This is a genomic window from Pseudomonas sp. IT-P176 (assembly GCF_949767245.1).
Lineage (GTDB): Bacteria > Pseudomonadota > Gammaproteobacteria > Pseudomonadales > Pseudomonadaceae > Aquipseudomonas.
Genome location: NZ_CATKPN010000068.1, coordinates 191,514 through 212,671 on the forward strand (window position 1 = coordinate 191,514; position 21,158 = coordinate 212,671).

The 21,158-nt window shown below is 60.9% G+C and carries 19 protein-coding genes; 1 reads left to right on the forward strand and 18 read right to left on the reverse strand.

From position 1 onward, the window contains the following. Nucleotides 1-165 precede the first annotated feature (165 nt). The 6 genes from ACM6IP_RS20095 to ACM6IP_RS20120 all read right to left on the reverse strand — a co-directional run bounded on the left by ACM6IP_RS20095 (nucleotide 166) and on the right by ACM6IP_RS20120 (nucleotide 5,198). Entirely contained in the window at nucleotides 166-801 is a 636-nt protein-coding gene (locus ACM6IP_RS20095; protein ID WP_174244610.1) for a protein-L-isoaspartate(D-aspartate) O-methyltransferase, read from the reverse strand. A gap of 41 nt (nucleotides 802-842) precedes the next feature. Further along, entirely contained in the window at nucleotides 843-1,592 is a 750-nt protein-coding gene (surE, locus tag ACM6IP_RS20100) for a 5'/3'-nucleotidase SurE (RefSeq protein ID WP_159994049.1), read from the reverse strand. Then, the gene (gene truD, locus ACM6IP_RS20105; protein WP_401128036.1) at nucleotides 1,580-2,638 is read right to left on the reverse strand and encodes a tRNA pseudouridine(13) synthase TruD; all 1,059 of its coding nucleotides are present in this window, start codon (nucleotides 2,636-2,638) and stop codon (nucleotides 1,580-1,582) included. The genes surE and truD overlap by 13 nt, the downstream gene beginning before the upstream one ends. Next, nucleotides 2,635-3,108: a 2-C-methyl-D-erythritol 2,4-cyclodiphosphate synthase gene (gene ispF / locus ACM6IP_RS20110; protein ID WP_095166830.1), complete on the reverse strand. Its 474-nt coding sequence runs from the start codon at nucleotides 3,106-3,108 to the stop codon at nucleotides 2,635-2,637. The genes truD and ispF overlap by 4 nt, the downstream gene beginning before the upstream one ends. 42 nt (nucleotides 3,109-3,150) lie before the next feature. Beyond that, nucleotides 3,151-3,996 carry an S-formylglutathione hydrolase gene (fghA, locus tag ACM6IP_RS20115; protein ID WP_095166828.1) on the reverse strand — a complete coding sequence of 282 codons (846 nt, stop codon included), beginning with the start codon at nucleotides 3,994-3,996 and terminating at the stop codon, nucleotides 3,151-3,153. Nucleotides 3,997-4,085: 89 nt separating this feature from the next. Continuing rightward, nucleotides 4,086-5,198: an S-(hydroxymethyl)glutathione dehydrogenase/class III alcohol dehydrogenase gene (locus ACM6IP_RS20120; protein ID WP_095166826.1), complete on the reverse strand. Its 1,113-nt coding sequence runs from the start codon at nucleotides 5,196-5,198 to the stop codon at nucleotides 4,086-4,088. A gap of 106 nt (nucleotides 5,199-5,304) precedes the next feature. Here ACM6IP_RS20120 and ACM6IP_RS20125 point away from each other — a divergent pair, with 106 nt between their 5' ends. Next, nucleotides 5,305-6,201, forward strand: coding sequence for a LysR substrate-binding domain-containing protein (locus tag ACM6IP_RS20125; protein ID WP_414862154.1), 897 nt, complete (start codon nucleotides 5,305-5,307; stop codon nucleotides 6,199-6,201). Nucleotides 6,202-6,274: 73 nt separating this feature from the next. Here the strand turns inward: ACM6IP_RS20125 and ispD are convergent, their stop codons facing one another. The 12 genes from ispD to lpxD all read right to left on the reverse strand — a co-directional run bounded on the left by ispD (nucleotide 6,275) and on the right by lpxD (nucleotide 21,155). Then, a complete protein-coding gene (gene ispD, locus ACM6IP_RS20130; protein ID WP_414862155.1) occupies nucleotides 6,275-6,988 on the reverse strand; it encodes a 2-C-methyl-D-erythritol 4-phosphate cytidylyltransferase in 714 nt (237 codons plus the stop codon). Then, nucleotides 6,985-7,263, reverse strand: coding sequence for a cell division protein FtsB (ftsB, locus tag ACM6IP_RS20135; RefSeq protein WP_027619031.1), 279 nt, complete (start codon nucleotides 7,261-7,263; stop codon nucleotides 6,985-6,987). The genes ispD and ftsB overlap by 4 nt, the downstream gene beginning before the upstream one ends. Before the next feature lie 170 nt (nucleotides 7,264-7,433). Further along, a complete protein-coding gene (eno, locus tag ACM6IP_RS20140) occupies nucleotides 7,434-8,723 on the reverse strand; it encodes a phosphopyruvate hydratase (RefSeq protein WP_095166820.1) in 1,290 nt (429 codons plus the stop codon). Between the two features lie 242 nt (nucleotides 8,724-8,965). Then, nucleotides 8,966-10,597 carry a CTP synthase gene (locus ACM6IP_RS20145; protein ID WP_095166818.1) on the reverse strand — a complete coding sequence of 544 codons (1,632 nt, stop codon included), beginning with the start codon at nucleotides 10,595-10,597 and terminating at the stop codon, nucleotides 8,966-8,968. 274 nt (nucleotides 10,598-10,871) lie between these two features. Next, nucleotides 10,872-12,197, reverse strand: coding sequence for a tRNA lysidine(34) synthetase TilS (tilS, locus tag ACM6IP_RS20150; RefSeq protein WP_414862156.1), 1,326 nt, complete (start codon nucleotides 12,195-12,197; stop codon nucleotides 10,872-10,874). Between the two features lie 126 nt (nucleotides 12,198-12,323). Continuing rightward, on the reverse strand, nucleotides 12,324-13,271 hold the full coding sequence (locus tag ACM6IP_RS20155; RefSeq protein ID WP_095166814.1) for an acetyl-CoA carboxylase carboxyltransferase subunit alpha: 948 nt from the start codon (nucleotides 13,269-13,271) through the stop codon (nucleotides 12,324-12,326). Nucleotides 13,272-13,411: 140 nt separating this feature from the next. After that, entirely contained in the window at nucleotides 13,412-16,933 is a 3,522-nt protein-coding gene (gene dnaE / locus ACM6IP_RS20160) for a DNA polymerase III subunit alpha (protein WP_095166812.1), read from the reverse strand. Nucleotides 16,934-17,006: 73 nt separating this feature from the next. Continuing rightward, nucleotides 17,007-17,633: a ribonuclease HII gene (gene rnhB, locus ACM6IP_RS20165; protein ID WP_095166810.1), complete on the reverse strand. Its 627-nt coding sequence runs from the start codon at nucleotides 17,631-17,633 to the stop codon at nucleotides 17,007-17,009. A gap of 11 nt (nucleotides 17,634-17,644) precedes the next feature. Then, nucleotides 17,645-18,775, reverse strand: a complete 1,131-nt coding sequence (gene lpxB, locus ACM6IP_RS20170; protein WP_414862157.1) for a lipid-A-disaccharide synthase — start codon at nucleotides 18,773-18,775, stop codon at nucleotides 17,645-17,647. 2 nt (nucleotides 18,776-18,777) lie between these two features. After that, nucleotides 18,778-19,554 carry an acyl-ACP--UDP-N-acetylglucosamine O-acyltransferase gene (gene lpxA / locus ACM6IP_RS20175; RefSeq protein WP_095166805.1) on the reverse strand — a complete coding sequence of 259 codons (777 nt, stop codon included), beginning with the start codon at nucleotides 19,552-19,554 and terminating at the stop codon, nucleotides 18,778-18,780. Then, nucleotides 19,551-19,991 carry a 3-hydroxyacyl-ACP dehydratase FabZ gene (gene fabZ, locus ACM6IP_RS20180; protein ID WP_027619040.1) on the reverse strand — a complete coding sequence of 147 codons (441 nt, stop codon included), beginning with the start codon at nucleotides 19,989-19,991 and terminating at the stop codon, nucleotides 19,551-19,553. The genes lpxA and fabZ overlap by 4 nt, the downstream gene beginning before the upstream one ends. A gap of 108 nt (nucleotides 19,992-20,099) precedes the next feature. Further along, a complete protein-coding gene (gene lpxD / locus ACM6IP_RS20185; RefSeq protein WP_095166803.1) occupies nucleotides 20,100-21,155 on the reverse strand; it encodes a UDP-3-O-(3-hydroxymyristoyl)glucosamine N-acyltransferase in 1,056 nt (351 codons plus the stop codon). Nucleotides 21,156-21,158: the final 3 nt, after the last annotated feature.

Consider the following 21,158-nt stretch of genomic DNA (forward strand, 5'->3'; position numbering starts at 1 on the left):
GGCATGAAGTGTCGCAAGTATAACTGGCCGCTGGCGCATTACCGTCGGCAAAACGAAATCGATACAAGCCTGCGTTTACCGGCTGTAGTACAACGACGTTGAAGCCATCCTTGCCGCTGTAAGACCAAGGTAATCGAAGAGAATTCAGCGCCGTTGAACAAATGCTCAGGCCAATGGCCCGTTAAGCAACGGGACGAAGCGCACCGAGCCCAGGACACGCCTGGAAAACCCCTGTTCCTCGCGGATGATCAGCAACAATTGTTGAACCTCCCCTGACCCAACCGGAATCACCAGACGCCCTCCTGGCGCCAACTGATCCAGCAATGCCTGGGGCACATCGGTCGCCACCGCCGTGACGATAATGCCGTTATAAGGTGCCAGTGCCGGCCAGCCTTCCCAACCATCGCCCCAGCGAAACACCACGTTGCGCAGGTTCAATTCCACCAGGCGCTCTTTGGCCCGATCCTGCAGGACCTTGATCCGCTCGACCGAAAACACCCGCTCCACCAGTTGCGACAATACGGCCGTCTGATAGCCGGAACCGGTACCGATCTCCATGACCTTGTCCAACGGCCCCGCCTCTAAAAGCAGCTCGCTCATGCGTGCCACCATATAAGGCTGGGAAATGGTCTGGTTGTGGCCAATCGGCAAGGCCGTGTCTTCGTAGGCACGGTGGGCCAGCGCTTCATCGACAAACAGATGGCGCGGCGTACGGCGGATCACTTCCAGGACCTGGGCGTTGCTCACGCCTTCTTCATAAAGTCGCTGGATCAAGCGTTCACGGGTCCGCTGGGAAGTCATCCCGATCCCGCGGCGCAGCATATCGTCTTGCTCGCGAGCCATCAGCGCAGCCCCTCCAGCCAGCCATCGAGACTGGCAAAGGCATCATTGAAGGTGCGATCGAGCTGCAGCGGGGTGATGGAGACATACCCCTGCATGACGGCATGGAAATCCGTACCCGGCCCACCATCTTCCGCATCGCCGGCCGCAGCAATCCAGTAGCCGGACTTGCCGCGTGGGTCGACCACCTTGGTCGGTGCCGCAGCACGTGCCCGGTGGCCCAGGCGGGTCAGTTGAATGCCCCGGATGTGGTCCAGCGGCAGGTTCGGAATGTTCACGTTCAACACCGTGCGCGGCGGCAGATTCAGCTCGGCATGAGCTTCCACCAGTTTGCGCGCAAAGTAGGCGGCTGTCGGCAAATTATCCACCTGCCGCGAGACCAGGGAAAACGCAAAGGACGGCTTGGCGAGGAAGCGCCCTTCGAGTGCCGCCGCCACCGTACCGGAATACAGCACGTCGTCCCCCAGGTTGGCACCCAGGTTGATCCCGGAAACCACCATGTCCGGCTCGCGCTCGAGCAAGCCGTTGAGGCCCAGGTGCACACAATCGGTCGGCGTGCCATTCAGGCTGATAAAGCCGTTGGCCAGGGTTTGCGGGTGCAGCGGACGGTCCAGCGTCAGCGAACTGCTGGCGCCGCTCTTGTCCTGGTCCGGGGCGATAACCACGCACTCGGTGTAATCCGCCAGCGCAGCATAAAGCGCGGCGAGACCGGGTGCGGTTACCCCGTCGTCGTTAGAAATCAGAATACGCATGGGCTGTCCGTCTGCCCCACCGGCACCAGATCAACGAGTTCACGCACCAATACGGTGGCGAAGCATCCGGCCGGCAGGACGAATTCCAGTTGCAGAATGTCCAGCGAAGGATAATGCCACGTCAACCCGCCAATGGGCAGCCGCAGGATGCGTCGTTCATGGCTCATTCCGGCGTTTACCAGCCAATCGCGCAGGTCCGCTTCGTTCGTGGCGATCCGTTGCTCCAGCTCATGAGTCGCACCAGCGGCAGGTGAATCGCCCTCGCCCCATTGCGGCCCGGTCGGATGCAGGTCGAGGATCGCCAGGCGCGGGTCACTGCACTCCGCTTCGCCAGCCGGGAAAAAGCTGCGGCTGTCGGTGAAGGCCAGTAAGTCGCCAACCTGAGCGCGCTGCCAACTACCGTCGGCAACACGCGCCGCCAGCACCTGATTGAACAGAAAGCTACGGGCGGTGGACAGCAACCGCGAACGCACATTGCGCTGCTCCGGCAAGGCCTTGCGTGCCGCCCAGGCACGCGCGTCCACCACGTTGCCACCGTCATGGCCGAAACGTTGTGCACCGAAGTAATTGGGAATGCCCTGCTTGGCGATCAGTTGCAGACGCGCTTCGAGCGCCTCTTTGTCACCGGCGAACTGGGTCAGGCGCAAGGTAAAACCGTTGGCCGAATGCGCGCCCCGTTGCAGCTTGCGCTTGTGCCGGGCGGTCTTGAGAATTTTCAGGGTGTCGTTTTCAGCCGCCGACAAATCCGGATCGGCCTTGCCCGGCAATTGCACGCTGAACCACTGTCGGGTCAGCGCCTGACGATCCTTCAGACCAGCATAGCTGACGGTGCGCAGGGGCACGCCGGCGGCCTTGGCGATGCGCCGTGCCGCTTCCTCGGTGTTCAGGCCGCGTTTTTCCACCCAGATCCACAGGTGCTCACCATCGCCAGTCAGCGGAATATCGAGCACTTCATCGACTTGGAAATCTTCCGCGATGGCTTTCAGTACGGCGCTGCCGAGGGGTTCGCCGTAGGCACGCGGGCCGAGCAATTGCGCTTCGTTCATGGGCGCAGCAACAAGGCAACGGAATGCACGGCAATGCCTTCTTCGCGACCGACAAAGCCGAGTTTTTCGGTGGTGGTAGCTTTCACGTTCACTTGATCCAGTTCAACTTGAAGATCGGCGGCAATCAGCGCGCGCATCGCTTCGATATGGGGAGCCATTTTCGGCGCCTGGGCGACGATGGTGTTGTCGACGTTGCCGACTTTCCAGCCCTTGGCGTGAATCAGCGCAACGACATGACGCAACAGCACACGGCTGTCAGCACCCTTGAACTGGGGGTCGGTATCGGGGAAGTGTTTACCGATATCGCCCAGTGCCGCAGCACCCAGCAAGGCATCGCTCAACGCGTGCAACAATACGTCGCCGTCGGAGTGGGCGAGCAGCCCGAAGCTGTGTGCAATCCGCACGCCGCCCAGAGTGATGAAATCGCCTTCAGCAAAACGGTGCACATCGTAGCCGTGGCCAATACGCATAAAAAAACGCCCTGATTGAGTCAGGGCGTGATTCTACCTGCTTTAGGCGCCTAGGGCGTGCGCGTGATGCCGTAAGTGGTCATCGATGAAGCTGGCGATGAAGAAATAGCTGTGGTCGTAGCCCGGTTGCAGACGCAAGGTCAGCGGATGGCCGGCGAGTTTGGCTGCCTGCTGCAAGGCTTCAGGCTTGAGTTGGGTGGCGAGGAAGTCGTCCCGATCACCCTGGTCGACCAGCAGTGGCAGCTGTTCGCTGGCTTCGCTGATCAGCACCGTAGCATCCCACTCTCGCCACTTCGAACGCTCTTCACCCAGATAGCGCGAAAACGCCTTCTGACCCCACGGGCAATCCATTGGGTTGTTGATCGGCGCGAACGCCGAGACCGACTGGTAGCGCCCCGGGTTACGCAGTGCGCACACCAGCGCACCGTGGCCACCCATGGAGTGACCGCTGACGCCGCGTTTGTCCGAGGCCGGGAAATGCGCCTCGACCAATGCCGGTAATTCCTGCACCACGTAGTCGTGCATCCGATAGTGTTTGGCCCAGGGTTGCTGGGTGGCATTCACGTAAAACCCGGCCCCCAGGCCAAAGTCCCAGGCACCCTCAGGGTCCCCCGGCACATCGGCACCACGCGGACTGGTGTCCGGCGCCACGATGATCAAGCCAAGCTCGGCCGCCAGGCGCATGGCACCAGCCTTGTGCATGAAGTTCTCATCGGTGCAGGTCAAGCCCGACAACCAATACAGCACCGGCAACTTGCCACCCTGCTCCGCCTGGGGTGGCAGGTACACGGCAAACACCATGTCGCAACCCAGCACTTGGGAGTGATGTCTGTAGCGTTTGTGCCAGCCACCGAAGCTCTTCTGGCATGAGATGTTTTCCAGACTCATGGGAGTACTCCCAGCTTCAAGCCGCAAGCTGTGAACCGCAAGAGAGGGGAACCCGCTTGCCGCTTACAGCTTGGCGCTTGGCGCTGCGCTTAAAAGTGGATGACGGTGCGAATGCTCTTGCCTTCATGCATCAGGTCAAAAGCCTTGTTGATGTCTTCCAGGCCCATGGTGTGGGTGATGAAAGTGTCCAGTGGAATCTCGCCGGTCTGGGCCATTTCCACATAGCTTGGCAATTCGCTGCGACCGCGCACCCCACCAAAGGCCGACCCGCGCCATACGCGCCCGGTGACCAACTGGAACGGACGGGTGGCGATTTCCTGGCCAGCACCGGCCACGCCGATGATCACCGACTCGCCCCAGCCTTTGTGGCAGCATTCCAGTGCCGCACGCATCAGTTGGACATTGCCGATGCACTCAAAGGAAAAGTCCACGCCGCCATCGGTCATGTCGACAATGACCTCCTGGATCGGACGGTCGAAATCTTTCGGATTCACACAATCGGTGGCGCCCAACTGCTTGGCGATCTCGAACTTGCCCGGGTTGATGTCGATCGCAATGATGCGCGCGGCCTTGGCCTTGACCGCACCGATCACGGCCGACAGGCCGATGCCGCCCAGGCCAAAGATGGCCACGGTATCGCCCGGCTTGACCTTGGCAGTGTTGAGCACCGCACCAATCCCGGTGGTCACGCCGCAGCCCAGCAGGCAGACCTTTTCCAGCGGCGCCTCTTTAGGAATCTTGGCCACGGAAATTTCCGGCAGCACGGTGTACTCGGAGAAAGTCGAGGTCCCCATGTAGTGGAAAATCGGCTGGCCTTTGTAGGAGAAGCGAGTAGTGCCGTCCGGCATCAGGCCCTTGCCCTGGGTCGCACGGATCGCCTGGCAGAGGTTGGTCTTGCCCGACTTGCAGAATTTGCACTGGCCGCATTCCGGGGTGTAGAGCGGAATCACATGATCGCCCACGGCCACCGAGGTCACGCCCTCGCCAATGGCTTCGACAACCGCGCCACCTTCGTGACCGAGGATCGACGGGAAGATGCCTTCCGGATCGGCACCCGACAAGGTGTAGGCGTCGGTGTGGCAAACGCCGGAGGCGACCACGCGCAACAGCACTTCACCGGCCTTGGGCATGGCGACATCGACCTCAACGATCTCCAGGGGTTTCTTGGCCTCGAAGGCAACGGCAGCGCGCGACTTGATCATCCTGACTCTCCAGCGAATTAAAACGAGACCGGGAGTGTAATACACGGCCATCCGATGAATAATCGAGACAAATGCAAAATATTATTGCCATACAGGGATAATCAGAATGTCCGAGAACCGCTGGGAAGGCATCGACGAGTTCGTCGCCGTCGCCGAATGCAGCCAGTTCACCGCCGCCGCTGAACGCCTGGGAGTCTCTTCCTCCCACGTCAGTCGACAAATCGTACGCCTGGAAGAACGCCTGCAAACCCGCCTGCTCTACCGCAGCACGCGCCGGGTGACCCTCACCGAGGCTGGACAAACCTTCCTGCAACATTGCCAACGCCTGCAGGACGGACGCGAAGAGGCCTTGCGCGCCGTCGGCGACCTGACCAGCGAACCCAAGGGCATGCTGCGCATGACCTGTGCCGTGGCGTACGGCGAGCGCTTCATCGTGACGCTGGTGACCGGCTTCATGGGGCTTTACCCGCAGCTGCGGGTCGACATCGAACTGAGTAACCGCCCCTTGGACCTGGTCCACGAAGGCCTCGACCTGGCCATTCGCCTTGGCCGCCTGCAGGACTCGCGCCTGGTGGCCACCCGCCTGGCACCACGGCGCATGTACCTGTGCGCCTCCCCCTCCTACCTCGAGCGTTATGGACGCCCCCATAGCCTGTCGGAACTGAGCCGGCACAACTGCCTCATCGGCAGTTCGGACCTTTGGCAACTGGAACAGAACGGCCGCGAGTTTTCCCAGCGAGTCCAAGGCAACTGGCGCTGCAACAGCGGGCAAGCCGTCCTGGATGCCGCGCTCCAGGGAGTTGGCCTGTGCCAACTCCCGGACTACTACGTGCTGGAACACCTGACCAGTGGCGCCCTGGTGTCGCTTCTCGACGCCCACCAGCCACCGAACACCGCGGTCTGGGCGTTGTACCCACAGCAACGACATCTGTCGCCGAAGGTGCGCAAATTGGTCGATTTTCTTAAGGAAGGGTTGGCAAAACGGCCGGAGTACAGCAGCTAGCCTGCTGCCGATACCCATTACTCAACGGGATGAGGACTGAATCTTCGAGCGCTGCCTCCGGCAGCCCCGACACCTACAGCCCCCCCCGCGGCCCCCAACGCAACCGCAACCACTCAAGATCCTCAGGCCGCGTCACCTTGAGGTTATCCGCCCGCCCTTCGATCAAGCGCGGCGCCTGCCCCGACCACTCCATCGCCGAAGCCTCGTCAGTGATCGTGACATCCGCCACCAGACTATCGGCCAACGCCCGATGCAGGGCCCCCAGGCGAAACATCTGCGGCGTATACGCCTGCCAGATCAAACTCCGGTCAACGGTCTCAAGCACCCGGCCGTGTTTGTCCGCCCGCTTGAGGGTGTCACGCGCTGGCACGGCCAGCAGCCCACCCACCGGATCATCCGCCAGCTCCGACAGCAGCTTGTCGAGATCATCACGAGTCAGGTTCGGCCGTGCCGCATCATGGACCAACACCCAATCCTCATCGCCAGCCCCCTGCGCATGCAGGTGCAACAAGGCATTGAGTACCGACCCCGAACGCTCTTCGCCACCGTCCACCCGCTGAATGCGCGGGTCGGCAGCGCAGGCCAGGTTCGGCCAATAAGGATCATCGATCGCCAGACTGACCACCAGCCCCTTCAAGGCCGGGTGATCAAGGAAACAGCCAAGGCTGTGTTCAAGAATTGTGCGTCCGCCCAATTGCAGATACTGCTTGGGACGGTCGGCTGCCATACGGGCACCGACACCCGCGGCAGGAATCACGGCCCAGAAGGCCGGCAAGCTATTCATCATTGAGCCAGCTGGTAAAGGGTTTCACCGTCCTTGACCATGCCCAACTCATGGCGAGCCCGCTCTTCAACGGTCTCCATGCCTTTTTTCAGCTCCATCACTTCGGCGTCCATCACCCGGTTGCGCTCCAGCAGCGTCTGGTTTTCAGCCTGCTGATCGGCAATTTGCTGAGTCAGGTCGGCCACCTGTGCCAGGCTGCCGTTTCCCACCCACAGGCGGTACTGCAACCCCCCCAGGAGCAAGAGCAAGACAAGAAACAACCAATAGGGACTGCGCATCGAATATCAGGTATCCACTGAAAAAAAACAGCCATGCCAACACTTTGAAGCGTCTGATAGCACGAAGCCTGGAAGAACCAGGCTCGTACTCTAAGGCATCAGACTAGTGGCAAAAAACCCGCTAATGCGATTTTTTCGACACAATCCGGTGTCTTTTTACTCCACCAAGCTTAGCCGCGGAATTCGCTGCGGCCGTTGTACTTGGCTTTGCCACCCAATTGCTCTTCGATACGCAGCAGTTGGTTGTACTTGGAAACGCGGTCGGAACGGCACAACGAACCGGTCTTGATCTGGCCTGCCGAAGTGCCCACAGCCAGGTCGGCAATGGTCGAATCTTCGGTTTCGCCGGAGCGGTGCGAGATCACGGCAGTGTAGCCAGCGGCCTTGGCCATCTGGATCGCTTCCAGGGTCTCGGTCAGGGTGCCGATCTGGTTGAACTTGATCAGGATCGAGTTGGCGATCTTTTTATCGATGCCTTCTTTCAGGATCTTGGTGTTGGTCACGAACAGGTCGTCGCCCACCAGTTGGGTCTTCTCGCCGATCTTGTCGGTGAGGATCTTCCAGCCAGCCCAGTCGGACTCGTCCAGGCCGTCTTCGATCGAGATGATCGGATAACGCTCGGTCAGGCCTTTGAGGTAGTCAGCGAAACCTTCAGCGGTGAACACCTGGCCTTCGCCGGACAGGTTGTACTTGCCGTCTTCGTAGAATTCGCTCGCCGCGCAGTCCAGTGCCAGGGTCACGTCGGTGCCCAGAGTGTAACCGGCGTTGGCTACGGCTTCGGAGATGACTTTCAAAGCGTCTTCGTTGGAAGCCAGGTTTGGCGCGAAACCACCTTCGTCACCCACTGCAGTGCTCAGGCCACGGGCCTTCAGTACAGCCTTGAGGTGATGGAAAATCTCGGTGCCCATGCGCAGGCCTTCCGAGAAAGACTTGGCGCCAACCGGCTGCACCATGAATTCCTGGATGTCGACGTTGTTATCAGCGTGCTCGCCACCGTTGATGATGTTCATCATCGGCACCGGCATCGAGTAGACACCCGGGGTACCGTTCAGGTTAGCGATGTGGGCGTACAGCGGCAGATCCTGATCGTGGGCTGCTGCCTTGGCCGCAGCCAGGGAGACGGCGAGGATCGCGTTGGCGCCCAGGCTGCCTTTGTTCTCGGTACCGTCGAGCTCGATCATGATGCGGTCGAGGGCTTTCTGGTCAACCGGGTCTTTACCCAGCAGCGCGGTGCGAATCGGGCCATTGATGTTGGCTACGGCCTTGAGCACACCTTTGCCCAGGTAACGGCTCTTGTCGCCATCACGCAGCTCGAGCGCTTCACGCGAGCCAGTGGAAGCACCGGACGGCGCGCAAGCGCTGCCGATGATGCCGTTATCGAGAAGCACGTCCGCTTCGACGGTGGGGTTGCCACGGGAGTCGAGAACTTCACGACCTTTGATGTCGACGATTTTTGCCATTGTTGTAAACACTCCAAAGTTGACGAAAACGCTGTATACCGATCGATTTATAACTTGTGGGTCACATTACTGTTTGTCGACGCTGACAATCCAGCGCCAACAAGACGCAGAAACCCAGGTAACGCGGCTTCTGCGTTGGAAAACTTTCAGCCAATCATCCAGCAACGGCCAGCGGCGTAATCGCGGCAACCCACGGGCCTTGGCAGCCCATGGGTCACATCGCGAATTCACGCCTTGGCGCGTCAGGCTTTTTTCTGGTGCTGAGTCAATGCTGCCTTGACGAAACCGCTGAACAGCGGGTGGCCGTCACGCGGAGTCGAGGTGAACTCCGGGTGGAACTGGCAAGCGACGAACCATGGATGATCCGGTGCTTCAACCACTTCAACCAGGGCGCCATCGCCGGAACGACCGGAGATTTTCAGGCCGGCTTCGATCAGCTGTGGCAGCAGATTGTTGTTCACTTCATAGCGATGACGATGACGCTCGACGATCACGTCCTTGGCATAGCAATCGTGAACCAGCGAGCCGGCTTCCAGCAGGCAGTCCTGGGCACCCAGACGCATGGTGCCGCCCAGATCGGAGGACTCGGTGCGAGTTTCAACAGCGCCGGTGGCATCTTCCCACTCGGTGATCAGGCCCACGACCGGGTGACCGCTAGCGCGATCGAACTCGGTGGAGTTGGCGTCTTTCCAACCCAGCACGTTACGGGCGAACTCGATGACCGCCACTTGCATGCCCAGGCAGATACCCAGGTACGGCACCTTGTTTTCGCGAGCGTACTGCACGGCGGTGATCTTGCCTTCCACGCCACGCAGGCCAAAACCGCCTGGTACCAGGATCGCATCGACACCTTCGAGCAGCGCAGTGCCCTGGTTCTCGATGTCTTCGGAGTCGATGTAGCGCAGGTTGACCTTGGTCCGGTTGCTGATGCCGGCGTGGCTCATCGCTTCGATCAGCGACTTGTACGCGTCCAGCAACTCCATGTACTTGCCGACCATGGCGATGGTGACTTCGTGTTCCGGGTTCAGCTTGGCATCGACCACCGCTTCCCACTCGGACAGGTCGGCGCTATCGCATTGCAGGCCAAAACGCTCGACGACAAAATCATCCAGGCCCTGGGAGTGCAGGATGCCCGGGATCTTGTAGATGGTGTCGGCGTCTTCCAGGGCAATCACCGCACGTTCTTCAACGTTGGTGAACTGCGCGATCTTGCGACGCGAAGACAGGTCGATCGGGTGGTCGGAACGACAGACCAGCACGTCCGGCTGCAGGCCGATGGAACGCAGTTCCTTGACCGAATGCTGGGTTGGCTTGGTCTTGGTTTCGCCTGCGGTGGCGATGTACGGTACCAGCGTCAGGTGCATCAGCATCGCGCGCTTGGCGCCGACTTCGAAACGCAGTTGACGGATGGCTTCCAGGAACGGTTGCGACTCGATGTCACCCACGGTGCCACCGATCTCGACCATCGCCACGTCAGCGTCGCCAGCACCCTTGATGATGCGGCGCTTGATTTCGTCGGTGATGTGCGGGATCACCTGGATGGTTGCACCCAGGTAATCACCACGGCGCTCTTTGCGCAGCACGTGCTCGTAGACACGGCCAGTGGTGAAGTTGTTGTTCTGGGTCATGGTCGTGCGGATGAACCGCTCGTAGTGGCCCAGGTCCAGGTCGGTCTCGGCGCCGTCGTGAGTGACGAACACTTCACCGTGCTGGAACGGGCTCATGGTGCCCGGGTCGACGTTGATGTACGGGTCCAGCTTGAGCATGGTGACCTTAAGTCCCCGCGCCTCCAGGATGGCCGCCAATGATGCCGATGCAATGCCTTTCCCCAATGAAGAAACAACACCGCCCGTGACGAATATGTAGCGCGTCATGAAAAACCCTAGAAGTCTGCGTTAAAGCGGTCAGTGCCGCCGGGGAAAGCGAAGGAAGGCCGAAGCCCCCGATCACCTGCATTAATTACAGTGCATCTTTCAAAAAAACCGCCGCGTTGGGACAGACCGGTAGATGAATCACCAGTAGGTTGCTCGCTACACATTTTTTGGAATCGCCCAGCAAAGACTGCTTGGTAATCGGCAACTCCTGCAATTCAGGCGAATCCACAGAAGTTGTATCAAGAAGGGAGCGTAGTCTACCGGAAAGCCCCTTTCAGCTCAAACCTTGATCGTTGATTACTGGCTGCCATCGCAAAACCAGGTTTGCCCCCGCATTGACGTCCAGCCCGGGCAGGTTGGCCACGGCGATCAGTTGCTCATCGCAGTACAGCAGCGGCAATCTGCCACGGGCAAACAACGGCACCTGACGCTCATTGAGCAAGCGCTTGAGGTCACGGTGGCCACGACCGGGCAACTGCATGATTTCCCCGCCCTGGCGGTAGCGCACGCTGAGCAGGCCTTGCGGGGCCTCACCCGCCAGGCTGAGCCGGCCATTGCCGGGCAGTGCCAGTTCAACTGATGGATCAGCCCAGGGCACAGTACCCGTGAGCGCGGGCAGCCCCGCGCCGGACAACCACCAGACCCGCCCATTGGCCCGATGCAGCTCGCCATCTGCCAGGCGCCAGATCGGCCGGGCATCCGCCGCGGCATCCCGCAGGCTGTCCCAACCCGACCAATGGTCAGTGTCTGGCAGCCGAGTCAGCGTTGCCAACCAATGCCCCAAGGCGTTGCGCTGGCGAGCCGCGGACAGCCCGGCCAGTACCGCCAGGTCCAGCGACGGTTGCCCCAGCCAGGCAAATTCATGGGCAGTGGCAGCCCGGGCCAGGTCCATCTGGGCCAACTCATCGAGCAAGCCCTGAGCCTCGCGCAGATGGCCGGCACTGCGGGCCAGGGTGGCGGCAGCCTGGGGCCAGCGGCAACTGAGCACGGGGAAAACCTGCTGGCGCAGGTAATTGCGGGAAAACTGCTGGTCGCCGTTCGAGGGGTCCTCGACCCAGCGCAACTGATGCGCCCGGGCGTACGCCTCAAGCTCGGCCCGTGGCACATCCAACAACGGCCGCACCAGACTCCCGCATCCCAAGGCACGATGGCCCGGCATTGCCGACAAGCCCCTGACCCCCGCGCCCCTTAACAGACGAAACAGCAGGGTCTCAGCCTGATCGTCGCGGTGCTGGGCAGTCAGCAACAGCTCACCGGCCTCAGTCACCTGGATAAAGGCGGCATAACGCGCCTCGCGGGCGGCTCGCTCCAGGCTGGCACCCGCCTGGACCTGCACCCGAATCACCGCCAGCGGCACGCCCAACTCGTCACACACGGCCTGACAATGCTGCGGCCATGCATCAGCCGCAGCCTGCAGGCCGTGATGCACGTGGACAGCTTGGAGTTTTGGCAGGTCCTGGCTTTGAGCCAGTTGCGCCAGGAGGTGCAGCAGCACGGTGGAGTCAAGGCCACCGGAGAAGGCGATACGCCAGGTCGGCGCGTTACGCCAGGGGGTCAGGTTCAACAGCAGTCTTGCAGATAGATCCGTGAGCTGGCGCATAACGATCACTTCGCACAGATCAAAGGTGGGAGCGAGCCTGCTCGCGAAAAAAGCCAGCCAACACTGAGGTTGACTGTAGCTCCGTCATCGCGAGCAGGCTCGCTCCTACAATGATCTCGCGTCAGATCACAGACCGTAGCTCATCAGGCGCTCGTAACGGCGGGCCAGCAGCGCGTCGTTGTCGAATTTCTTGAGCATCTGCAGTTGCGCGACCAGTTCGCCACGGATCGAGGCAGCCGCAGCGGCTGGATCACGGTGGGCGCCGCCCAATGGCTCGCCGATCACTTTATCGACGATACCCAGGCCCTTGAGGCGCTCGGCGGTGATGCCCATCGCTTCGGCAGCATCCGGGGCCTTTTCCGCGGTTTTCCACAGGATCGAGGCACACCCTTCCGGCGAGATCACCGCGTAGGTCGAATACTGCAGCATGTTCAACTGATCGCAGACACCAATGGCCAGTGCACCACCGGAACCACCCTCACCGATCACGGTGGCGATGATTGGGGTTTTCAGGCGGGACATAACCCGCAGGTTCCAGGCAATGGCCTCGCTCTGGTTGCGCTCTTCGGCGTCGATCCCCGGGTACGCGCCCGGCGTGTCGATGAAGGTCAGGATCGGCATCTTGAAGCGTTCAGCCATTTCCATCAGGCGGCACGCCTTGCGGTAGCCTTCCGGACGCGGCATGCCGAAGTTGCGGCGAACCTTCTCGCGCACTTCACGGCCTTTCTGGTGACCGATCACCATTACTGGCTGGTCGTCCAGACGGGCTACACCGCCGACAATCGCCGCGTCATCGGAGAAGTGACGGTCGCCGTGCAGTTCATCGAACTCGGTGAAGATGTGCTGGATGTAGTCCAGGGTGTAGGGACGACGCGGATGACGCGCCAGACGAGCGATCTGCCAGCTGGTCAGCTTGCCGAAGATGTCTTCGGTCAGCGTGCTGCTCTTGTCCTGCAGGCGCGAGATCTCATCGCCGATATTCAGCGAATTGTCATTACCGACCAAGCGCAACTCTTCGATCTTGGCTTGCAGGTCGGCGATCGGCTGTTCGAAATCTAGAAAATTCGGGTTCATAGGCGTCCGTCTTGGGTCGACGTCCAAGTGAGCTTGGGTCGGCCGGTTGTCTATTCGCGCCCTACCTTAAGGGACAGGCGCGTTCAGGTCGAGATTAAAAATTCGGGTCATGGCCAGGGCGCTTCAAGGGCCCCTGACCGTCAACGGTATTGGAGGAAGACGTTGTCTCGCCCGAACTGGTCACGCAGGGCTTGAATCAAGCTGTCTGCCGGATCGATTCGCCAGGTCTCGCCAAATTGCAGCAAGGCCTTCGCGTCGGGGCTGGTGTACTCCATGGTGATGGGGCAGGCGCCACGATGACGCTTGAACAACTCCCCCAGCCAGCGCAACTGATCGCCCTTGAGGTCCTGGGTCTGCACCTTCAGGCGCAGGCTTTCGGCCAGGTTGGTGCGCGCATCTTCCATGCTCATCACCCGCTTGACCCGTAGCCGCAGGCCACCGGAGAAGTCGTCATTGCTGACTTCGCCCTCGACCACCACCATCGCGTCGGTTTGCAGCAGCGATTGCGCGGAATGGAACGCCTCGGCGAACAGCGACGCCTCGATCCGGCCCGAACGGTCGTCGAGGGTGATAAAGCCCATCTTGTCGCCCTTTTTGTTCTTCATCACCCGCAGGGCGATGATCATGCCGGCGACAGTCTGGGTGTCGCGAGCCGGCTTCAGGTCGATGATGCGCTGGCGGGCAAAACGGCGGATTTCACCTTCATATTCGTCAATCGGGTGACCGGTCAGGTACAGCCCCAGGGTGTCTTTTTCACCTTTCAGGCGTTCCTTGAGCGTCAGCTCCTTGGCTTTGCGGTGATTGGCGTAGACGTCGGCGTCTTCTTCGACAAACAGCCCGCCGAAGAGGTCGGCGTGCCCGCTGTCGTGGGTCCGCGCCGTCTGCTCGGCCGCCTTGATCGCCTCTTCCATGGCCGTCAGCAGCACCGCGCGGTTACGGTCGATGTTGGCTTGGTAGGCTTTGGTCTCATCAAAGAAGTACGGACCCAGGCGGTCCAGCGCGCCGCTGCGGATCAGGCCGTCGAGGGTGCGCTTGTTAATTCGCTTGAGGTCGACCCGCGCGCAGAAATCGAACAGGTCCTGGAACGGCCCATCCTGACGCGCCTCGGTAATCGCCTCGACCGGCCCTTCGCCCACGCCCTTGATCGCGCCCAGGCCGTAGATGATCCGGCCCTCCTCGTTCACCGTGAACTTGAACTCCGAAGTGTTCACGTCCGGCGCGTCGAGACGCAGCTTCATGGTCCGCACTTCCTCGATCAAGGTCACGACCTTGTCGGTGTTGTGCATATCCGCCGAGAGTACCGCGGCCATGAACGGCGCCGGGTAGTGGGCTTTCAGCCAGGCCGTCTGGTAAGACACCAGGCCGTAGGCGGCGGAGTGAGATTTGTTGAAGCCGTAACCGGCGAATTTCTCCACCAGATCGAAGATGTTACCCGCAAGGTCAGCGTCGATATTGTTGGTCGCGCAACCTTCGATGAAACCGCCACGTTGCTTGGCCATCTCTTCGGGTTTTTTCTTACCCATGGCCCGACGCAGCATGTCCGCTCCGCCGAGGGTGTAGCCGGCCATGACCTGGGCGATCTGCATTACCTGTTCTTGATACAGGATGATGCCGTAGGTCGGTGCCAGTACGGGCTTGAGGCCCTCGTACTGGTAGTCGGAGTGCGGGTACGCCAGTTCGGCTCGACCGTGCTTACGGTTGATAAAGTCGTCCACCATGCCCGATTGCAACGGGCCGGGACGGAACAGGGCCACCAGTGCGATCAAGTCTTCCAGGCAGTCGGGCTTGAGCTTTTTGATCAGCTCCTTCATGCCGCGCGACTCGAGCTGGAACACCGCGGTGGTCTCGGCCTTTTGCAGCAAGCTGTAGGTCGGCTTGTCGTCCAGCGGGATAAAGGCGATATCCAGCGGCGGCTCGTCGACCTTGGCGCGGTCGCGGTTGATGGTTTTCAGCGCCCAGTCGATGATCGTCAGGGTCCGCAGACCGAGGAAGTCGAACTTCACCAGGCCGGCCGCCTCGACGTCATCCTTGTCGAACTGGGTGACCAGGCCGCCACCCTCTTCATCGCAATAGATCGGCGAGAAGTCGGTCAGCTTGGTGGGTGCGATCACCACACCACCGGCGTGCTTGCCGACGTTACGCACAACACCTTCGAGTTTGCGCGCCATCTCCCAGATTTCCGCCGCCTCTTCATCGACCTTGATGAAGTCGCGCAGGATCTCTTCCTGCTCGTAGGCTTTTTCCAGAGTCATGCCGACTTCGAAGGGAATCATCTTCGACAGGCGATCCGCCAGGCCGTAGGACTTGCCCTGGACCCGCGCCACGTCGCGCACCACCGCCTTGGCGGCCATGGAGCCGAAGGTGATGATCTGGCTAACCGCGTTGCGCCCGTATTTCTCGGCCACGTACTCGATGACCCGGTCACGACCGTCCATGCAGAAGTCGACGTCGAAGTCGGGCATGGAGACCCGTTCCGGGTTGAGGAAACGTTCGAACAGCAGGTCGTATTCCAGCGGGTCGAGGTCGGTGATTTTCTGTACATAGGCCACCAGCGAGCCGGCACCCGACCCCCGGCCCGGCCCCACCGGAACCCCGTTGCTCTTGGCCCACTGGATAAAGTCCATCACGATCAGGAAGTAACCGGGGAACCCCATCTGGATAATGATATCCAGCTCGAAATTCAGCCGGTCGACGTAGACCTGGCGCTTGGCCTCGTAGTCCTCGGTGGTGTCCTTGGGCAGCAGCACGCTCAAGCGCTCTTCAAGCCCGTCGAAGGACACCTTGCGGAAATACTCGTCGATGGTCATGCCATCGGGAATCGGGAAGTTGGGCAGGAAGTGCTTGCCCAGTTTTACATCGATATTGCAGCGCTTGGCGATCTCGACCGTGTTCTGCACGGCATCGGGCAAGTCGCTGAACAGCTCGAGCATTTCCTCGGCGCTTTTGAGGTATTGCTGGTCGCTGTAGTTCTTCGAGCGCCGCGGATCGTCGAGTGCCCGGCCTTCACCGATGCACACCCGGGTTTCGTGGGCGGCAAAGTCTTCCTGCTTGATGAAGCGCACGTCGTTGGTGGCCACCAGCGGCGCGCCGATCTTGTCGGCCAGGGCCACGGCTGCGTGCAGTTGCTCTTCATCATTGGGACGGTTGGTACGCTGGATTTCCAGGTAAAAACGGTCCGGGAACACCGCCATCCACTCGCGAGCCAGGGTTTCGGCTTCGTCCGGGTTGCCGCCGAGCAGGGCCATGCCGATCTCGCCCTCCTTGGCTGCCGAGAGCATGATCAAGCCTTCGTTGGCCTCTGCCACCCATTCGCGCTCGATGATGACCTGGCCATTGCGCTGGCCATCGATGAAGCCGCGGGAAATCAGCTCGGTGAGATTGCGATAACCGACCGCATTCATCGCCAGGAAGCTGATCCGGCTCAACGCGTTGTCCGGGTCCTTGTTCGACAGCCACAGGTCGGCGCCGCAGATCGGCTTGATCCCCGCACCCATGGAGTTTTTGTAGAACTTGACCAGGGAACACATGTTGTTCTGGTCGGTGACCGCTACGGCCGGCATGTTCATGCCGACCAGGGTCTTGACCAGCGGCTTGATCCGCACCAGACCGTCGACCAGGGAGTATTCAGTGTGCAGGCGTAGGTGAACGAATGAAGCCGGCATAGTGATCCTGCTAATAACGTGGAGACAACAAGGCCCGGATTGTACCGGGCCTTGGCAAAAACATCAGCTTGGACTAGCGCTCAAGCAGCCCTTCGCGAGCCTCGTAAGCCTGCCGCACCGGCGCGAACGAACGCCGGTGAATCGGGGTCGGGCCCAGGCGCGCCAGGGCTTCCAGGTGCACGGGAGTCGGATAACCTTTGTGGCCGCCGATGCCATACCCCGGGTAAATCAATTCAAAGGCGGCCATTTCGCGGTCGCGGCTGACTTTGGCCAGGATCGACGCCGCGGCAATCGCCGGGACCTTGCTATCGCCCTTGACCACCGCTTCCGCCGGCATGGCCAGCTTGGGGCAGCGGTTACCGTCGATCATCGCCAGTTTTGGCTGGATGTGCAGGCCTTCGACGGCGCGCTGCATCGCCAGCATGGTGGCATGGAGAATGTTCAACTCGTCGATTTCTTCGATTTCAGCGCGAGCGATACACCAGCTCAGGGCTTTTTCACAGATTTCGTCGTAGAGCTTTTCGCGACGAGCTTCAGTGAGCTTCTTCGAGTCATTGAGGCCGAGGATCGGGCGCAGCGGATCGAGGATCACCGCCGCCGTCACCACCGCGCCACAGAGTGGACCGCGCCCTACTTCATCGACTCCGGCGACCAGCGCTTGCGCATCCGCGACAAGGTTGAAATCCAGGCCCATTTGCATCTTTACCGTAGTCATTGTGGTGCGCCGATCAAATTGAGGACCGCGTCAGCAGCCTGGTTCGAGGCATCGCGGCGCAGGGTCCGGTGGATCTGGTCAAAACCGATGGTTTGCTCTTCGCCGCCATCGATCAGCGGCGACAGGGTCAGCGCCAACGCCTCGGGCGTCGCATCGTCCTGCAGCAACTCGGGCACCAGCAGACGCTGGGCCAGCAAGTTCGGCAAGGAGATGTAGGGGCTTTTCACCATGCGCTTGAGAATCCAGTAGGTCAGTGGCGCCAGGCGATAAGCCACGACCATCGGCCGCTTGTACAACAAAGCCTCCAGCGTCGCAGTCCCCGAGGCGATCAGGACCGCGTCGCAGGCGGCCAGCGCCAGGTGCGAGCGACCGTCCAGCAGGGTGACCGGCAAATCACGGCCAGCCAGCAGCTCTTCGAGCTGCACCCGCCGCTCAGGGTTGGCACACGGGATGACAAACCGCACTCCGGGGCGCATGGCCCGCAACCGCTGGGCGGCATCGAGGAACAAGCCGCCCAGGCGCCCGACTTCACCGCCCCGGCTGCCCGGCATCAGGGCGACCAGAGGGCCGTCCGGCAGGCCCAGCTCGGCGCGCGCTGCGCCGCGGTCGGCTTCCAGCGGAATGGCATCGGCCAGGGTGTGGCCGACAAACCGCACCGGCACGCCTTTCTCTTCGTAGAACCGGGCTTCGAACGGCAGCAGCGTGAGCATCAAGTCGCAGCCTTCGCGGATCTTCAGCACACGTTTCTGCCGCCAGGCCCAGACCGAAGGGCTGACGTAGTGCACGGTCTTGATCCCGGCCTGGCGCAGCTTGAGTTCGATATTGAGGGTGAAGTCTGGTGCATCGATGCCGATAAACACGTCCGGCTTTTCGGCGATCAAGGTCTTGATCAGCTTCTTGCGCCGAGCCAACAGTTCACGCAAGCGCCCCAGGACTTCCACCAACCCCATGACCGACAAGCGCTCCATGGGAAAATAGGACGTCAGGCCTTCAGCCTGCATGAGCGGGCCACCGACACCGATGAACTCGACCGCTGGGTGGCGAGCCTTGAGCGCACGCATCAAGCCCGCGCCCAGGATGTCGCCGGAAGCTTCGCCCGCCACCAGCGCTATACGCAGATTAGCCATGGTTAGCGGGTGATGCCGCGGGTCGAAGACTGGATCGAGTCACGGAACACTGCAACTTCCGGAAACTGCGCCGAAGGCTCGACCAGCTCAGCCAATGCCTGCTCCACGGTCAAGCCCTGGCGGTAGACCACTTTGTAGGCGCGACGCAGGGCATGGATAGCTTCTTCGCTGAACCCACGACGGCGCATGCCCTCGAAGTTCATGCTGCGCGCTTCGGCCGGGTTGCCGAACACCGTGACATAGGCCGGCACATCCTTGCCGATGGCTGTGCCCATGCCGGAGAAGCTGTGGGCACCAATGTGGCAATACTGATGAACCAGGGTGAATCCGGAGAGGATCGCCCAGTCGGCCACGTGTACATGCCCGGCCAACGCTGTGTTGTTGACCAGGATGCAGTGGTTGCCGATGACGCTATCGTGGCCGATGTGGGCATAGGCCATGATCAGGTTGTGATCGCCCAGGGTGGTTTCCGAGCGGTCCTGGATGGTCCCACGGTGAATCGTCACCCCTTCTCGGATAACGTTGTGGTCACCGATCACCAGTCGCGTCTCTTCCCCCTTGTACTTCAGGTCAGGGGTGTCCTCACCGATCGAGGAGAACTGATAGATGCGGTTGTGCTTGCCAATCCGGGTCGGTCCCTTGAGCACCACGTGCGGGCCGATCACTGTTCCCTCGCCGATTTCCACACCTGCGCCGACGATCGACCAAGGGCCGACCTCAACGCCCTCAGCCAGTACGGCTGTCGGATCGATGATTGCGCGAGGGTCAATCAAACTCATACTTTTTGTTCCGCACAGATGATCTCGGCCGAGCACACGGGCTTGCCATCCACCGAAGCCTGGCATTCAAACTTCCAGATCTTGCGCTTGCAGCTGATGAAGGTGGCTTCGAGGATCAACTGGTCGCCCGGCTTGACCGGCTGACGGAAGCGTAGCTTGTCGGAGCCGACAAAGTAGTAAAGCGTGCCATCGGCAGGCTTGACGTCGAGCATTTTGAAACCAAGGATTCCGGCAGCCTGGGCCATCGCTTCGATGATCAATACGCCCGGCATGATTGGATGCGCGGGGAAGTGACCGTTGAAGAACGGCTCGTTGATGCTGACATTCTTGTAGGCACGAATGCGCTTTTCCTCAACATTGAGGTCCACTACGCGGTCCACCAGCAGGAACGGGTAACGGTGAGGCAGGTATTCGCGAATCTCGTTGATGTCCATCATTTCGGGGGGAAGCCTATGTAAAGATTGGGAACGCGCGACTGATGCACGCTCCTCTAGCAAATCAAGGAGGCAGTCTAACGGCTGTGCACGCTTGATATGGAAATGGTATCAGCCATCTGATGAAGCATTACCACCAGGGGTCACTTCACCTACCTGCTTTTCCAGCTGGCGCAGGCGTCGCGCGATGTCATCGAGCTGACGGATGCGTGCCGCGCTTTTGCGCCACTCGGCGGCCGGCTGCATGGCCGTACCGGAAGAATAGGCGCCCGGCTCGGTAATCGAGTGGGTAACCATGGTCATTCCGGTCAGGAATACGTTGTCGCAGATCTCGATGTGCCCCACCAGCCCGACACCGCCGGCCAGCATGCAATGCTTGCCGATCTTGGTGCTGCCGGAAATGCCTACGCACGCTGCCATGGCGGTGTGATCACCGACCTGCACGTTGTGCGCGATCTGAATCTGGTTGTCCAGCTTCACCCCATTGCCGAGGATGGTGTCAGCCAAGGCGCCACGGTCGATAGCGGTATTCACGCCAATCTCCACGTCATCACCGACCAGCACCCCACCGACCTGGGCAATTTTCTGCCAGATGCCCTTTTCGTTGGCGAAACCAAACCCTTCACCGCCGAGCACCGCACCGGACTGAATGACCACCCGCTTGCCAATGCGCACGTCGTGGTACAGCGTCACTCGCGGGGCCAACCAGCCACCTTCACCGATCTCGCTACGGGCACCGATGAAGCAATGGGCGCCGACCGTGACACCGGCAGCAATCCGGGCACCGCTCTCGATCACCGCAAACGCACCGATGCTCGCCGCCGGGTCAACCACCGCGTCCGCCGCGATGACTGCCGTCGGATGGATACCGGCAGCCGCCTTGGGCTTGGGATCGAACAGGTGGGACACCCGCGCGTACGCCGCGTAAGGATCCGGCACCACCAGCGCATCACCGGCAAAACCTTCGGCGTCAGCGGCCTTCAGCAACACGGCTGCGGCATGGCTGTCGGCCAGGTATTTACGGTATTGGGGGTTTGCCAGAAAGCTCAACTGAGCTGGGCCAGCCTCTTGTAAAGTGGCTAGCCCAGTAATTGTCTTCTCTGGGTCACCACACAATGTGGCGCCCAGGAACTCGGCCAATTGGCCGAGGGTTTTAGTCGCTGTCATGGA